General features: G+C 60.3%; 20 protein-coding genes. 10 read left to right on the top strand and 10 right to left on the bottom strand.

Features of this window, described 5'->3' with window-relative positions:
• Nucleotides 1-67: 67 nt before the first annotated feature.
• Nucleotides 68-775, bottom strand: coding sequence for a gamma-glutamyl-gamma-aminobutyrate hydrolase family protein (locus tag G572_RS24205; protein ID WP_037546949.1), 708 nt, complete (start codon nucleotides 773-775; stop codon nucleotides 68-70).
• 1 nt (nucleotide 776) lies between these two features.
• Nucleotides 777-1,901, bottom strand: coding sequence for an amidoligase family protein (locus G572_RS24200; RefSeq protein WP_084650179.1), 1,125 nt, complete (start codon nucleotides 1,899-1,901; stop codon nucleotides 777-779).
• A 70-nt stretch (nucleotides 1,902-1,971) separates the two neighbouring features.
• Here G572_RS24200 and G572_RS0115565 point away from each other — a divergent pair, with 70 nt between their 5' ends.
• Nucleotides 1,972-2,172, top strand: coding sequence for a hypothetical protein (locus G572_RS0115565; RefSeq protein WP_029059269.1), 201 nt, complete (start codon nucleotides 1,972-1,974; stop codon nucleotides 2,170-2,172).
• Between the two features lie 99 nt (nucleotides 2,173-2,271).
• The gene (locus G572_RS0115560) at nucleotides 2,272-3,018 is read left to right on the top strand and encodes a Crp/Fnr family transcriptional regulator (RefSeq protein WP_029059268.1); all 747 of its coding nucleotides are present in this window, start codon (nucleotides 2,272-2,274) and stop codon (nucleotides 3,016-3,018) included.
• Nucleotides 3,019-3,034: 16 nt separating this feature from the next.
• Here G572_RS0115560 and G572_RS0115555 read toward each other — a convergent pair whose 3' ends face one another.
• Entirely contained in the window at nucleotides 3,035-3,409 is a 375-nt protein-coding gene (locus G572_RS0115555; protein ID WP_029059267.1) for a response regulator, read from the bottom strand.
• A 181-nt stretch (nucleotides 3,410-3,590) separates the two neighbouring features.
• Between G572_RS0115555 and G572_RS0115550 the strand changes: the two genes are divergently transcribed.
• A complete protein-coding gene (locus tag G572_RS0115550) occupies nucleotides 3,591-3,890 on the top strand; it encodes a hypothetical protein (RefSeq protein WP_156884647.1) in 300 nt (99 codons plus the stop codon).
• Between the two features lie 139 nt (nucleotides 3,891-4,029).
• Here the strand turns inward: G572_RS0115550 and G572_RS24195 are convergent, their stop codons facing one another.
• The 4 genes from G572_RS24195 to G572_RS0115530 all read right to left on the bottom strand — a co-directional run bounded on the left by G572_RS24195 (nucleotide 4,030) and on the right by G572_RS0115530 (nucleotide 6,373).
• The gene (locus G572_RS24195; RefSeq protein WP_084650278.1) at nucleotides 4,030-5,109 is read right to left on the bottom strand and encodes an AI-2E family transporter; all 1,080 of its coding nucleotides are present in this window, start codon (nucleotides 5,107-5,109) and stop codon (nucleotides 4,030-4,032) included.
• Nucleotides 5,110-5,153: 44 nt separating this feature from the next.
• Complete coding sequence (locus tag G572_RS0115540) at nucleotides 5,154-5,582, bottom strand: hypothetical protein (protein ID WP_029059265.1); 429 nt, start codon at nucleotides 5,580-5,582, stop codon at nucleotides 5,154-5,156.
• Nucleotides 5,582-5,929, bottom strand: a complete 348-nt coding sequence (locus tag G572_RS0115535; RefSeq protein ID WP_029059264.1) for an ElaB/YgaM/YqjD family protein — start codon at nucleotides 5,927-5,929, stop codon at nucleotides 5,582-5,584. Before G572_RS0115535 ends, G572_RS0115540 begins: the two co-directional genes overlap by 1 nt.
• A 183-nt stretch (nucleotides 5,930-6,112) precedes the next feature.
• On the bottom strand, nucleotides 6,113-6,373 hold the full coding sequence (locus tag G572_RS0115530; RefSeq protein WP_029059263.1) for a DUF7218 family protein: 261 nt from the start codon (nucleotides 6,371-6,373) through the stop codon (nucleotides 6,113-6,115).
• Nucleotides 6,374-7,182: 809 nt separating this feature from the next.
• Here G572_RS0115530 and G572_RS0115525 point away from each other — a divergent pair.
• Entirely contained in the window at nucleotides 7,183-7,692 is a 510-nt protein-coding gene (locus G572_RS0115525) for a Dps family protein (protein ID WP_029059262.1), read from the top strand.
• A gap of 123 nt (nucleotides 7,693-7,815) precedes the next feature.
• Nucleotides 7,816-8,031: a hypothetical protein gene (locus G572_RS0115520; RefSeq protein WP_029059261.1), complete on the top strand. Its 216-nt coding sequence runs from the start codon at nucleotides 7,816-7,818 to the stop codon at nucleotides 8,029-8,031.
• A gap of 85 nt (nucleotides 8,032-8,116) precedes the next feature.
• Here G572_RS0115520 and G572_RS0115515 read toward each other — a convergent pair whose 3' ends face one another.
• Nucleotides 8,117-9,919, bottom strand: a complete 1,803-nt coding sequence (locus tag G572_RS0115515; RefSeq protein WP_029059260.1) for a sensor histidine kinase — start codon at nucleotides 9,917-9,919, stop codon at nucleotides 8,117-8,119.
• A 180-nt stretch (nucleotides 9,920-10,099) separates the two neighbouring features.
• Between G572_RS0115515 and G572_RS0115510 the strand changes: the two genes are divergently transcribed.
• The gene (locus G572_RS0115510; protein WP_029059259.1) at nucleotides 10,100-10,297 is read left to right on the top strand and encodes a CsbD family protein; all 198 of its coding nucleotides are present in this window, start codon (nucleotides 10,100-10,102) and stop codon (nucleotides 10,295-10,297) included.
• Nucleotides 10,298-10,442: 145 nt separating this feature from the next.
• Here the strand turns inward: G572_RS0115510 and G572_RS0115505 are convergent, their stop codons facing one another.
• Nucleotides 10,443-11,246, bottom strand: coding sequence for a response regulator (locus G572_RS0115505; RefSeq protein WP_029059258.1), 804 nt, complete (start codon nucleotides 11,244-11,246; stop codon nucleotides 10,443-10,445).
• Between the two features lie 178 nt (nucleotides 11,247-11,424).
• Here G572_RS0115505 and G572_RS0115500 point away from each other — a divergent pair, with 178 nt between their 5' ends.
• Both G572_RS0115500 and G572_RS0115495 read left to right on the top strand, forming a co-directional pair.
• Nucleotides 11,425-11,646 carry a NepR family anti-sigma factor gene (locus G572_RS0115500; RefSeq protein ID WP_029059257.1) on the top strand — a complete coding sequence of 74 codons (222 nt, stop codon included), beginning with the start codon at nucleotides 11,425-11,427 and terminating at the stop codon, nucleotides 11,644-11,646.
• Nucleotides 11,643-12,197: a sigma-70 family RNA polymerase sigma factor gene (locus tag G572_RS0115495; protein ID WP_029059256.1), complete on the top strand. Its 555-nt coding sequence runs from the start codon at nucleotides 11,643-11,645 to the stop codon at nucleotides 12,195-12,197. The genes G572_RS0115500 and G572_RS0115495 overlap by 4 nt, the downstream gene beginning before the upstream one ends.
• 168 nt (nucleotides 12,198-12,365) lie before the next feature.
• Here the strand turns inward: G572_RS0115495 and G572_RS26015 are convergent, their stop codons facing one another.
• Entirely contained in the window at nucleotides 12,366-12,536 is a 171-nt protein-coding gene (locus G572_RS26015; RefSeq protein ID WP_029059255.1) for a DUF1328 domain-containing protein, read from the bottom strand.
• Nucleotides 12,537-12,739: 203 nt separating this feature from the next.
• Between G572_RS26015 and G572_RS0115485 the strand changes: the two genes are divergently transcribed.
• On the top strand, nucleotides 12,740-12,925 hold the full coding sequence (locus tag G572_RS0115485; RefSeq protein ID WP_029059254.1) for a PLD nuclease N-terminal domain-containing protein: 186 nt from the start codon (nucleotides 12,740-12,742) through the stop codon (nucleotides 12,923-12,925).
• 111 nt (nucleotides 12,926-13,036) lie between these two features.
• Nucleotides 13,037-14,035: a PRC-barrel domain-containing protein gene (locus G572_RS0115480; RefSeq protein WP_029059253.1), complete on the top strand. Its 999-nt coding sequence runs from the start codon at nucleotides 13,037-13,039 to the stop codon at nucleotides 14,033-14,035.
• The last annotated feature ends 409 nt before the right edge of the window (nucleotides 14,036-14,444 follow it).

Here is a 14,444-nt window from a genome sequence, read left to right as displayed (position 1 = left end):
GTCCCGAAAGCCCGCAGATTGCCCGCTGTCTTCCCGCATCGGCCTGCTGTCCGCTTCAGCGGTTTTGTCAGGCCGGTGCGGGGGCGGCGCGGGCGGTGTCGCGCAACGCACGACGTTCGTCGGCCTGCCGCACGAGCCAGGCGAACAGCCTCTTCTGTCTGGGGGTGAAGGGCATGAGTTCCGGATGCCATTGAACCCCGAGCACGGGCGGGCCGGCGTCTGTCTCGATCGCCTGGACGATGTCGAACTCGTCCCTTGCACTGATCCGCAGTCCGGGGGCGAGATCCTTCACCGACTGATGATGGAGCGCATTGACCTTGCACCTGTCGCGCCCGAGGACGGACGCCAGCAGCGAGCCTTGCGAGACCGTGATCGTCTTGCGCGGGAGCACGGTGCGAAGCCGCGGCGCATCCTTGAAGACGGTCTGGATGTCGACATGCAGCGTCCCGCCGAAGGTGATGTTGATCATCTGCGAGCCCCGGCAGATGCCGAGCACCGGGACCCGGTCGGACACGGCGGAGCGGATCAGCTGCATTTCCAGCGCATCGCGTTTCGGATCGATCCGCACGTCGGGCATCAACTCGCCCCCGTAAAGCGTTGCGCTGATGTCGTCTCCTCCGCCCGCGACAAGCCCGTCCAGGCTGTCGATCGCGCGTGGCCGGTCGGCGGTGATGCGGACGGCCTTTGCGCCGGCACGCCAGAGCGCGAAGCGAATGGCCAGGAATGACCGCCATCCGCCGCGCACCGATGTCGAAACGCCGATCCGTACCGTCACGTCACTTGCCAATAACGTCGGCGAACATTCGCTTGAGTGTTCCCAGGGCGTCGTCCGTTTCGTGGCGGTCTCGGAACTCTTTCAAGCCATCGCGGAGGCGGCGTTCGTCGGCGGCCAGCGCCTCCACGCGCAGCCACCGCTCCCATTCCCGGGCAATCGACCAGTCCGCGACGCCGATAAGCGAATTGGGCAAGCGGTAGTGAAACGTCGGGCGGATCGCCGTCGGCTTTTCCCCCAGCGCGTGCTCAACCGCTTTTTCATCGATCGAGGCAAGCAGCGGCAAAAGGTCCAGCTCGCGGTTTTTCGACGGATTGGCCAGACAGTAATCGGCGACGAATTGCCGGAAATCCGGGTCGTAGTCGAGATCCAGGACCTTTGCCTGATAGTCCCTTGGAAAGCGGCCGATGAAGGGCAGGAGGGTCCTGGTCGTGTCGGGCTCGATATCGGCGCGAAGGGCGGGAGCCATCAGCAGATAGGCCTGCAGAACCCGCATGATGGAACCGACACCGGTCTCGGTCCATTCGATGTTGAGATGCACGCCGCAGGCAAGGTGAGGCTGCTCGGTGCCGACGGCACCGGCTTGCGCAAGATTGTCAAGAAGGTGGTCCACCCTGGCAATCGAGGACACCGGCAAGGGCTCCGTGATCAGCTCCGTGGGAACGACCGGTCCGGAGACGTCGCCGGCAAACCGGCGGACCTTTTTTTCCAGCGCGGATGCTTTTTCGCTGCTGTGGACATATTTGCTGTCCAGCTCGATGCGGATATCGCCAAGATCGGTGTCCTTCACATCGTAGCGATGGGCATCCGTCTCGACAATTTCGCCACCCAGAAGATCCTGAATCACGCAGGTTGCCTCGCGGGCATTCAGCCCGCCGAACTCGACCTCGATGCCCACCCGTCTTTCGTGCGGAGACGTGCCGCTATCAGTGCCGCGCGCCGTTTTGCTGGCGCAAGCCTCTCCTTGGAAAGACACGTGATCATGCTCCCGGGTCATGGTTGATACCACTTCGCTTTGCCAAGCCAACGTGCGAAGGCGGGTTTGGTTCCATGGCGGTTCGCAAAAAAAGCGCCGGCGGGTCTGCTCATGCCGGATGAACGATCGACATCCGTCGACGCACACGATCATGCCGCTTCCGCTTGAGATCGGGAACGTTTTTCAACGGCGCGCGTTTGCCCTGTTTGGAAAGGAGCTTCCCATGTCAGAGAAATCCAAGGGCGAACGCCAGGCGAAACTGGAAGACCCTTTGACGCTTGCGGAAAACGTCCGCAGCCAGGGAAACCGGTCCGGCGGCAATTTGCAAAGGGAGGTGGGGACCCGCGATCACAAGAAGCGCGCGTTCGAGCGTCCCGCCGGTGCGACACGGGTCGAGGGGCGGCACGAAAACAAAAATGGCTAGCCATGGCGGTGCCTTCCGGCAATGATGGACATGGCTGCGGCAGTTCCCTGCCGCAGCCATTTTTGTGCGCTGATCCCGACACGCCGGAGAGTAACCGATATGTCAGACGACCGGGCCTCGCAGACGGAGTGTCATAGATGCCCGCTGCGCAAACAGTCTATCTTCCGGCCCCTTGACGAGAACGAATTGAACTTCGTCTCCAGGTTCAAGACCGGCGAACTGACTGTCGACCCCGGTTCGACTATTCTTTTGGAAGAAAACAAGACCCCTCATCTCTACACCATTCTCGACGGCTGGGCATTCCGCCACAAGTCCCTGGTGGACGGGAGGCGGCAGATCCTCAATTTCGCCTTTCCCGGAGACCTGCTCGGTCTGCAACTGGCCATCTTGAGCGAAATGCAACACACGGTGACGGCTTTGACCCGCACGACGCTGTGCGTTTTTCAAAGAGACAAGGTCTGGTCCATTTTCAAGGAGTATCCGACGCTCGCCTATTCCATGACGTGGATGGCCGCGCGGGAGGAGCAAATGGTGGACGGTCATCTTTTGAGCATCGGCCGGCGCAATGCATTTGAGAGGCTCGCCTATCTTATCATTCATCTTTATGAACGGGCAAAAGTGGCCGGCTACGCCGGAAACCAGACCTTCGACGCGCCCTTCACGCAAGAACACCTGTCGGACGCCTTGGGGATAACGCCCGTGCACACCAACCGGACACTCAAGAAGATGCAGATGCGGAAGTTGATCAGCTGGCGCAGCGAGCGCATCCAGATCCTCGACAGGAGCGGGCTGGAAGCTGTGGCCGCCTATGAACCCGAGGGCGACGGACAGCGCCCGTTGATCTGAACCGCAGCGCCGCGGTTCAAGACTGCAAAAGCTCCATGAGCTGAGCCTTGGTATACGGCTTCCCGATCACGACATGATTGCGAAAGAACGGGGGCAGACCCTCGCCATCGCTGTATCCGCTGGCAAACACGATCCGCGCTCCACGTACCGCGAGGCCTTCGGCATATTTCACGCAGGCGTCGTCGCCGATCTGCACATCGAGAATTGCAAAGCTGAAGTCGTGGTCGGCAAAATCGGCATGTCCGGCAGACAGGCTCGACAAAACGATGACCGGCGAGAAGCCGATGTCTTCGAGCAGTGTCTGAGTATCCATCGCAATAAGCGGGTTGTCTTCAACAACGAGAGCCCGCCCACGCGATTTTTGCTCGGACGCCTTAAATTCGGATATCATGAAATATCTTTCCAAGAGCGTGATGATTTTCGCACTCTATACACGACCCATCCGGGCCCGCATTAACATATGTTTTGAGCGAAAATGAATTTTCAGTAATTATTTCAACGAGATGAATGCTTGGCGGCGTTTCCCTGCAACCATCCGTTAACTTGTGCGTTTTCTTGGCGGAGGTGACGACATGATTACTTTACGCAAACGCACACCCGTCATGAAATCGCCGGCGATCGTTGTGGGCGTCTTTCTGGCGGCCGCGCTCGGCGCCACGGAAATGCTTTCCGCAGAGCCGACGGCGCCGGTTGCGCAGACCGGTGAAGCGTCGAAAGCCGGGGCGGGTACGAAATCATCGGCGAAAGGCGATCTCAAGGTCGATCTTTCCGATGTGAGGGACAGGCACGTGCGCTGCGTCAGCCGGGTTCAGGAAACGACCTGCACGGGCTGGCCGGTGACCGTAGGTTCACTTGCCTACAACGGCGAGTGACCCTGCCGACACGCCCCCGTGAGCTGCAAGCAAGCCGCCCCCTCAAGGGCGGCTTTTGCGTGTGCGGCGGCCCGGAGGTCGGGCATGCCGCCGGGGCCGGATGTGCCGGGAGCGTGTCTGCCGGGGATGCCATGCCGTCTCAGTCTCTCTCCATGGCGATTTCCAAGATGGTGGCGGCAACCATCAGGATCGGAACCGCCACGAACCCGCCGACCGGGCCCCAGAGCCAGATCCAGAACGCGATGGAGAGAAACACCACGAAGGGATTGAGCGTCATCGTGCGGCCGAGGACGGTTGGCGTAACGAACTGCGCCTCGGTCAGGTTCAGTGCCAGATAAACCAGCGGCGGAGTGGCGATTGCGAGCGGCGTGTCGCCGATGGCAAGGCCGACGCAGGTCATCACCACCACCATGACCGCGGGGCCGACATAGATCACGTAGTTGAGCAGGCCTGCCAACATGCCCCAAAGCGCTGGCGAGGGCACGCCGAGCGCCCACATCGCAAGGGTTACCGCCACACCCAGCCCGACGTTCACCAGCGTGATCGAGAGCAGATATGTCGACAGGCGCTCTCCGATCTTCTTGAACACATTCGACATGTAATCCCGATCCAGGGGATTCGAGGCGAAGTCCAGGGCGGATCTGCGCAGATACGGTCGTGTCAGGATGAAGAAATACAGGCTGGCCAGAAAAAGAATAACCTGGGCGACGAAATTGGGTGCGAAGTAAAAGACACTTTCGACAGCCGAGGTCTCCTCGACACTCACCTTCATCTCTCGCGATTGGCCCATGGCATTGCGCAGTTCTTCCTGCAAGCTGCCGATTGAAGAAAACACGCCTTGCCAGCTTACAAGCTGGGCCTGAAGTCTGGACCATATGAGGGGAAGACGGTCCAGCCAGTCGGACAAGGGCACCATGAGTGCCGCGCCGACGGTGAGAATGAACGTGATGAACAGGATCACCATCGATGCGGCCGAGACCCAGGACGGCACGCCCAACCTGCAGAGGCGGTCGGCCGCCGGCCCGAAGATCGAGCCGACCACGATCGACAGGCACACCGGTGCGAAGATCATCTGTGCGATGTCCAGCGCCGCGACGGCGACGATCACGCACAGGATCAACAGGGCCGTGCGGGCAACCGGATCGCCGGCGACCGACGGTGCAGTCCTGTTGGTTGCGTGCGCCCCGGTGGTTGCGGGGCCATCAGCATGTTGTGTCATCGGGGACTCCGGTCCGCGAAACGCGATGTTTGCATGACGCGGGATCATGCATCGCCGTCGTCGTCGCGCCCCCGGCTGAGAAGAAAGGCAAGCCCCCCAGCCGCGGCAACGAGAAGGAGGCTTTTGGATTTGGTCAATTGCGGCAAAACGGAAAGTGCCGCGGCCGCGGTCAGCCGCTGTGCGGCCTGCCGGCGTGCCTGACGGCGTTTTTCGCGCCGCCGGAGAATGGCAACCACCAGAAGGATGAGCGTGCCGACGGCTGCCATGGCACCAGCCACCAGCAGCGCCGAGACGCCCGGACCGTAGATTGGAACCAGATAGGCGCCGATGGCGATCAGTCCCGCGACATAGGCGGTTGCGAAGCACACGGCCGCCAGGCCGTTCAAGACGGCATTGCGCTTCGCACGGCGATAGATGCCGCGTATGTCACGCGACGTTGCGGAGATCGCCATCGGAAGGGCGCGGGTGAGCATTACCGGCGCACCAGAGCCGCGATCAGAAAACCGATTCCTGCAGCAATGCCAAGGGATTGCAGCGGACGGCGGCGCACCTCTTCCATCAGCGCTTTCTCGTAGCCTTGCAGTTCGGCGCTGAGGTCGTTGAGGGCATCTTGCGACTTGCGGGACAGATCGTCCCCTGCAGCGGCTGCGCGCGACTTGTACTCGCTGGACTTGCCCGCACCGTATTTCTTCAAGGATCCTGCGAGGTCGGCAATGTCGCCGCGGATCCGGGCAATGTTTTCCTCGATTTCCCGGGCGCTGACCGCTTCGTCGCTGTCGTTGGCGGTCGATGATGCGGATGCAGTCTTTGCAGTAGCCATCTTGGCGCTCCACTCGTTCTGGGTTCTGCCGCCGCAGGACGTTGCGCGGCATGGGAATCAGGTCAGGCGGCAGGCACAATCGTCCCTGCCGCAGGCCGCGCAAACGCACGGCTCTTAGAAGGAAACACCCTAAAGACGGTTTGGTTTCAACCGGAAATAAAAATTTCGACCGGCGTGGCGGGTCTACCCGCGCAGGGCCGCGATGAGCGCGGCCTTGTCCATCTGCGATCGCCCTTCGATATCGAGCTCCTGCGCCCGCCCGTAGAGCTCTTCCTTCGTCCAGTCCTCATAGCGCGGGGCGTGACCGCCCTTTTTCGACGGCGCCTGTTTGTTGTTCGCCTGGGCGTTGGCGATCCGCGCTGCCTTTTCCTTGCTGTTGCCGTCCTTGCGCAAGGCCTCGTAGACGTCCTCGTCCTTGACGCTGGCTCTGGTCTTGGCGCTCATCGACATGTCCTCCTTCTGGTTGCCGGCATCGAACCGGCCAACGTCACGCCCCCGGATGGAAATGCCGGACCCTCCCGTCCGGTTCCGTGGTCGGGTCCAAAGACGCCATAGGCATGGAAAGCGCGGGCGAGGCATCCGAAGGCAACGAGGTTTGCCGAAGTCCGCCTGCGGTTCATGCCAGCCGCCCACCGATGACAGGACCTCGTCAACTGCCTGAAGAAGTCCCGGGTCTCTTGGGCTGTTATACTGAATATGATTATCTATTTTTCTTGAGTGGAGATGTTATATAGATTTTTTTATTTAATATAATTCTGTAAAAATGAATATAATCAGATTATTTACAAAATAACTTTGAATTATATGGCGCTCAAATTATTATATATTTCTATAAATCGATTTATTGACGTGGATATACTTTTGAAAATCATACAGAAAGGGTTGAATTATGAAATTGTTAATCCAGCTCACGGTCTGTTGATTGCGTTTTTTCTTGTTTGGGGAACCAATCTGACCCACAAATCTTTTCCAATTGTGATCATTCGACGGTCCTCGGGCGTCACAGGGGCCTCCCGAACACCGCAGACCGAGATCCTCGGGATGCGGCGAATTGCGGAGACGCGGCTCGTCCCGACGGCGTGGCGTTGAAGACGCCCCATTGCCCGCGTATCGGCGGGCCGCCTCGCCCGGTGCAGATGGTGCCCCCATGCGGGAAAGCCTGTTGTCAGGGCGTCGTGCGCGGTCCCTGCGCTTGCGAGCGTGAAATGATCCGGCTCAACACCCACTGACACGATATCCTGCAAGGAGGATCCATGTCTGGCGTTTTGAATATAGAAACTCCGAAAGCGGAAAGCATAAAGACGGGAGTCGCGAGCGAGGTTCGTGAACAGCTCGCAAGGCGTTTGTCCGACGTTTTGTCGGAAACCTACTGCCTCACGGTCAAATCCCATCTCTACCACTGGAATGTCGTCGGACCGCTGTTCAAGTCGATCCACGATCTGACCGAAGAGCACTACGAGGATCTCTTCGCTGCGACCGACGACCTTGCGGAACGTGTCCGCGCCCTTGGCTACAGGGCGCCGTTCGACCTTCGCGAGGGGAAGCTCGATCTTTCAATTCAGCTGCCGGGCGACGGTGTGCCCGACGCACATGCGATGATCGAGGACCTCGTGGCCCAGCACGAAGCCATTTCGGCACGAATGCGCGATATCGCGACCTATGCCGGCGACAATGGCGATGTGGTCACCGAAGACCTGCTAACTGCCCGGATCACCTTCCACGAGAAGGCGGCCTGGATGCTTCGCGCGCTCATCACGGAGTGATCCGTTTCAGTGTGCGGGCCGGTCCTGCGCCACGGTGACCTTGCCGCGGAGCGATTGACAGGCTGCACGTCGTCGAGAGCGGCGTGCAGCCCGTTTCATTCCCACACGAACCGAAGTGTCGAGATGATCAATGTGCCACGAAACTATGCGGGATTTCGCTCTGCCTTCAGCGTCCTGGACGATCCGGCGCTGACGCATGCGCAAAAACGCAAGGCCTTGTTGTCCTGGCGGTCCGCGATGCAGCAAGCGGTCGCGACCTCAAAGGAAGGACGCATGCGACGAAGCGCCGTCCTGACGGAGATCGACGAAGCTCTGGCCATCCTGGACGAGGAGACCTGAGGGTCTCCCGGCGCAGTGCCGGTCATCATGCCGGGCGAAAGCTTGCGGGCCCGTCCGGCCGCAGCGTAGCCGGGCGGACGGGCTGTCAGCTCGCCAGGTGGCGCGTCGGGAATGCAATGACGCAACGGACCCCCGATGCCGCGAAATCGATGGTCACCTCGCCATCGAGGGCGGGGGCAACCAGTCTTTCCAGCAGCATGCGTCCGAACCCGTCGCGCTCGGGCTCGACCACTTCCGGACCGCCGGTCTCCGTCCATGTCAGCCGCACGGTCTCTTCGCTGATTTCCCATTCAACGGTCAGCTTGCCGTCGAGCACCGACAGTGCCCCGTATTTTGCCGCGTTGGTCGTGAGTTCGTGCAGGGCAAGACCGAGGTTCTGCGCGGCATCGGCCGAGATCGAGCGGGGCGGACCGTGCACATCGATTTGCGGGCTGTTCGGGTCGATCGACTGACCGAGATGGGCAATCACCAAAGCGCGCAGATCGGCGCCGTACCAGGATTGCGACACAAGAAGGTCGTGGCTTGCGGCCATGGCCTGAAGGCGCGCGGAAAAGCTCTCGACGAAGGCCTCGGTGGTGTCCGAGCGCGCCGCCGTCTGCCGCGCCATCGCCTGAATGACGGCGAGCAGGTTCTTTGACCTGTGCGTGAGTTCGCGCATCACGAGATGCATCTGGCGCTCGTTCTGGCGCTTGTGGGTCAGGTCGACGGCGGTTCCGATCACGCCGGTGATTGCGCCGTCGCGATCGCGCGCGGGATCGATGGAGACATTGTAGTTTTTCTGTTGCCCCTCCAAGACCATGTCGATCTCGAGGACCGTGCTTTCCCCGGTTTCCATGACGCGTTTCTTGGCCGGAACGAGCTTGAGACAATCCTCCTCGGAGAGCAGTTCCCAGTCGTCCTTTCCGACGAAATGCTCCACGCTCGTGCCTGCCGGCGGATTGACGACATGAACGTACTTCAGGTCGCGGGTCTGTTCGAAGACCGTGATCAGGGAGCCGTCAAGCGCTTTTTCAAACCGCTCGTTGGCCTCCGCCAGCTTGTCGGCCAGGGACATGAGGCGGATTTCATAGAGATTTTTTTCCGTCATATCGATCGCGGTGCACACCACGCCGTCGACGACGCCCTCCGCGTCATGCGTTGGATGCACCACGAGATCGAAATACACCGTTCCGCCGTCCCGGCTTTCGAAGGCGATGTGGGTCGAGGCCGGATCCCCGGTCTCCATAACCCTTTGCTTGAGCGCAATCATTTCTTCCGCGGCGTCGGGCGAGAACGCCTCTCGGTCGGTCTCGCCGACAAGGCGCGCCGGATCGAGACCGAACCGGGGATTGTGGATCCAGGTGTAGCGAAGGTCGGTGTCCTGGGTGAAGATGGAAATGCTCGAGCCGGTCAATGCCATCTCGAACCGGTCGTTGATGCTGTTGATCTCGCGACGGCTCCGGCCGATCTGCCTGTTCAGCTGCCGGTTTTCCTTTTTCAAATGCTCGTTTGCGCGCTCGAGATCCTGCAGCGGCGGGATCGCCAGGAGTTTGGGAAGGGCGAGCCAGATTACGATGGCGGTCGCGATCGAGACTGCTGCGGTTGCGGCCTTGATCAGCCCTTGCGCGCCGTAGGCGGGCCACCAGAGGGTGACAAGGGCGGCCATATGGGTCGCGGCGCAGGCCAGGATGAAGGCGACGAAAAGGTAAGCGACCCTGCGCGAATTGCCCCTGATGTCCGGACGCCGTCTCAAAAAGACCAGCAGGGCACCGGGTATCGCGATGTAGGCAAGCGCGATGGCGGCATCGGAAATAGCATGGAGCGCCACCAGGTCGGGACGCCACAACAGGCAGTATCCATGCGGAACGAAGGAGGCTGCGCCAAAAAGATACTCAAGGATTTCCGCCATCGGGTCGGCTCCGTTGTCTTCGCGAGAGGGGCATTTGTCGCCCCCGCGATTGCTTGCCCCGTCCAGAGCACGTTGGCGCGCACGCCACGGCGGGCCGGATGGCGTTCAGGTTGATTTCGCCGGAACCTTCGACAGGTCCGAACGTTTTCTCCATGTCCACAAAGCAAGGAGGTTCATTCAATGAACTGGGACCAGATCGAAGGTAACTGGAAAGAATACAAGGGCAAGGCACAGGCCCAGTGGGGCAAGCTCACGGACGATGAACTCGACCGGGTCGCCGGACGGCGCACCGAGCTTGTCGGTCTCTTGCAGCAGAAGTACGGACAGCAACGCGAGGAGGCCGAACGCGAGGTCGACGACTGGCTTGCCCGGAACTGATCGGATGGACGCACGGCACGCACGGTGCCGGGACAAGGCGGGGATAACCCCGCCTTTGTCCATACCCCCGCCATTGTCCATACCCATGAAGCCCGTGAAGAGCGGCCCGTTGCCTTTCGCCCCGGCCTTCCTGTTGTCCGGGTGGTCACGCAGCGACAGCGTCGCTTCCCGAGAAGAACAGGGCCTGACTGATACCCGCTTTCACCGTGTTGGGATTGAATGGCTTGGTGATCAGGAACGTCGGCTCGGGGCGTTCTCCGGTCAGCAGCCGCTCGGGGAAAGACGTGATGAAAATGACGGGAACCGTCATGTTCGACAGGATTTCCTTGACCGCGTCGATCCCGGAAGAGCCGTCGGCAAGCTGAATGTCGGCCAGCACGAGGCCCGGTGTCTTGGTCTTGGCTGCGGCGATGGCTTCGCTGGCCGTTCGCGCGACCTGCGTTACCGAATGCCCCTGGGATTCGACGATCTGCGTCAGGTCCATGGAAATGAGCGGTTCGTCCTCGATAATGAGAACCTCGGTTTTTGTCTGCCGGTCGATCTCTGCAATGGCATCCTTGATCAGCTGTCCGACCTCGTCTTCGTTCCTGTCGATGATCCGGGCCGTTTCGGGAATGGTGAACCCCTCGAGCGTGGAGAGCAGAAGTGTTTGCCGGCTTTCCGGCGCCATCGTGGAAAGGCGGTGTTGTGCCGTCTGTTCGAAGATCGACGAGGTTCCGTCCGCCTCTGCGGCGGGAACGACGGTGGCGTTCCACAGGACATGAAAGAGACGATAAAGGCCGATCTTTATTCCGCCGTCGGTATCGATGATGGATTGATCGCTCACCAGGGCCTGAAGGCAGGCGCGCACATAGGCATCGCCGCTTTTCTGGCTTCCGGCCAGGGCCCGCGCATATCTGCGCAGATACGGCAAGAGGGGAGCGATATCTTGGGAAAGACTTGTCGACATTTAACGAATCCTCAGTGTGACATCGCGTTAAGATCGCATAGGGAGGCATCGCGGTGGCGCCTCCATGAAGCAAGAACGCGGCATGCGAAAAAAAGTTCCGGGAGCGCGGAACTTTTTTTCGCATGCCGCGTTTGCGCCATAGATCGACCACAAATCAACACGAGCTCAGGAAGTGGCAATGGCAGGACATACCCGACCTGGTCGGCTGGATCCCGATTGCGGCATCATCAAACCGACGGCTGGGGCGAAAAAAAAGGAAGACTGGATCGGCAACCAGCTTAAAAAAGTGTACGATGAAGCCCTGTGTGAAGACATTCCGCCGGACATGCTTGAACTGCTGTCCGCGCTCGATGACAGCGACGCGGACAAGACGGCCTCCGACGAGGAGGCCGCTGAATGAGCGCCGCACAGTTCAAGAAGGATCTCGTTGATGCGATCCCGCGGTTGCGTGCATTCGCGCGATCCATCAGCGGTGACCGGGACCGTGCGGACGATCTCGTGCAGGAGACGCTGTCCAAGGCGATCGCCAACCGTGACAAGTTCACGGAAGGCACCAATCTGACCGCCTGGCTGATCACCATCTTGCGGAACCATTTTTATTCCGTCGGCCGGAAAATGCAGCGCGAGGTGTCCGATCCCGACGGCAAGCATGCAGCGACGCTTGAATCCAATCCCCAGCAGACGGGCCATCTGGAACTCAAGGATTTCATGGGCGCCTTGCAGGTTTTGCCGGACGACCAGCGCGAAGCGCTTATCCTGATCGGCGCCAGCGGTTTTTCCTACGAGGAAGCAGCAGAAATCCTCGGTGTGAAGGTCGGGACCGTCAAGAGCCGGGTGTCGCGTGCAAGAATGCGTCTGGAAGAGTTGATGAGCGGCCGGGAAGAGTTCGACCGCTCCGAAGTCGCCATAGCGGAGTCCGCGGCGATGATCGAGGACGCCCTGTCCGTTTGAGCCCTGTCGCCTGCGCCGGCGACGGACCGCCCTCGGTCGCGAATTCCGTCTGCATTGGCTTTGTTCGCACCGGTGCCGGCAATCGCGGCGAGACAAGAATGCAAGACACAAGAAAGGGCGCCGGCGGCGCCCTTTCTTGTGTCTCGTACTGTTTTCGGCGTTGCCCGTTTAAACGCCCCGGCCGCGAACCAGATGGACAACCGCGGATATCAGGAACAGGGCGATGGCGACGAAGAAAATGATCTTCGCAATCGAAACGGCCGTTCCGGCAATTCCGCCGAAGCCGAGCACCGCAGCGATCAACGCGACGATCAGGAAAAAAATTGCCCAGGAAAGCATGACGTCCTCCGTTTTTGTGAACCTTGAGGACAAACGCCAGCAAAGCGATATCGTTCCGTTTCTGAAATAAAGATATGTATCAGATTCATTTCAAACGAGTGAAAGCTCCTGTTTTCCCGGCGCCTTTAAAATAACGTTGTTTTTTACTGGAACTTTCCATGCCGTTCCCGGTTTGCATCCTGTCTGATAATTGGAGGCACACCATGGAATACGGGATACTAGGCCTGATCATTCTTGTTCTGGATATCTATGCCATCGTCAAGACCCTGGGAAGCGGGGCTTCGACGGGCGCCAAGATTCTATGGACGCTTGGCATTTTGATTTTCCCGGTGATCGGTTTTGTCGTCTGGCTCTTCGCGGGGCCGCGCGGTAGCGCGCAGACAATCTGATCCCGAAAATCTTGCGCTGACAGGCGCTTTATTTTGGAACCAATCCCTGAACACGATGTTTGCAGTACGTAATCACTAATCGTGATCTGAAATTCAGAAGGAGGGCTTAATATGCTCCGCAATATTCTGGCATCCACAGCGATCGTTGCCTTGATGACTTCCGGCGCCATCGCGCAGAGCGAGACGCCGAGGGCAAAGAAGGCTGACGAACAGACGATGATGCAGGGCGAGAATGCCCGCGGTTCGGGCATCTACGAGTTCGAGACCGATACCGTCGCCCAGGAATCCGCGAGGGGCTTTCTTGTGTCGAACATGATCGGCGAGTCCTTGATGGCCGGCGAAGGTGAAAATGCCGAGGAAATCGGTGACATCAACGACATCATCGTGGAGCGCGACGGCTCCGTTCGTGCCGTGATCGTCGGCGTCGGCGGGTTCATCGGCCTCGGGGAAAAGGACGTTGCCGTGGACTTCGGTCGTCTGTCCTTCGTCTCTTCCAACGAGGATCAAATGCGGGTCGTCAGCGACCTCTCCAAGCAGGAGCTCGAGAACGCGCCGGGATATGAGCGTCCGGACAATATTCCGAACTGGATGTCCATGAATCGCCAGGGCGAGATGACCCAGGCTCGCCGTGATGGCGAGATGGACCAGGTCCGCAACGGCGACGAAATGAAGCAGACCGGGGAAGGTGCCGATGGTGCTTATCGGACGGCCCAGGACGAGTCGGCCGCGCCCGCCCAGAAGCAGATGGAGAGCATGTCGGATTCCGACTGGACGGCCGAGAGGACCGAGATTGATACCGCGACCGTGTCGACCGACGCGCTGGTTGGCGCTTCCGTCTACACTGCGGCCGACACTGACATCGGCGAGGTATCCGAGGTCCTTCTCGGGCAGGACGGTCAGGTCGAGGCCGTCGTGATCGACGTGGGCGGCTTCCTCGGCTTCGGTGAAAAGCCGGTTGCCGTGTCCTACGACAGCCTGAGGATGTACGAGGGTGACGGCGGGGGCCTGCTGATCACGGCATCCTTCACCGAAGAGGAGCTGGACAACGCAAGGTCCTACACGGAAGCCGACTACAAGGCCGATCCGGACAGCGTTACGCTGCAGAATTGATTGCCTGACCGGCATGGACAGAAGAACGGGCCGCCTTCGCGGCCCGTTTTTTTTGTCTCCGGGTCCGGCTGTGCCTGGCTGACCACGGAACGCAATTGCGCAGTCGGGTGGGGATGGACGCATATGTGCAAGCCGCCGCGTCCCGGGTTGCGCGCTACCCGGTGCGCAGCCGCGTTGAAGTCTTCGTCTCGTCGCAGCGGTCGCGCGGCATGTTCGCGGCTGACATGGCCTGTGTCGGTGAGCATGGCGCTGCGCTTGCAGGGTGCCCGATAGACAGGGTTCCCAACAAAGCGGGCGGGCGGTGGCCGTGTTGCGATACCTGTCTTTCGTGATCGGCGACTTCGCCGGCAGCCCCCGCCCCGGGCGGGTCGACGGTCGTCGTGTGGGCCTTGGTGCTCGCTGCGTCCCG

This window comes from Stappia stellulata DSM 5886 (assembly GCF_000423705.1).
Classification (GTDB): Bacteria; Pseudomonadota; Alphaproteobacteria; order Rhizobiales; family Stappiaceae; genus Stappia; species Stappia stellulata.
This window is presented reverse-complemented; position numbering and strand designations above follow the sequence as displayed.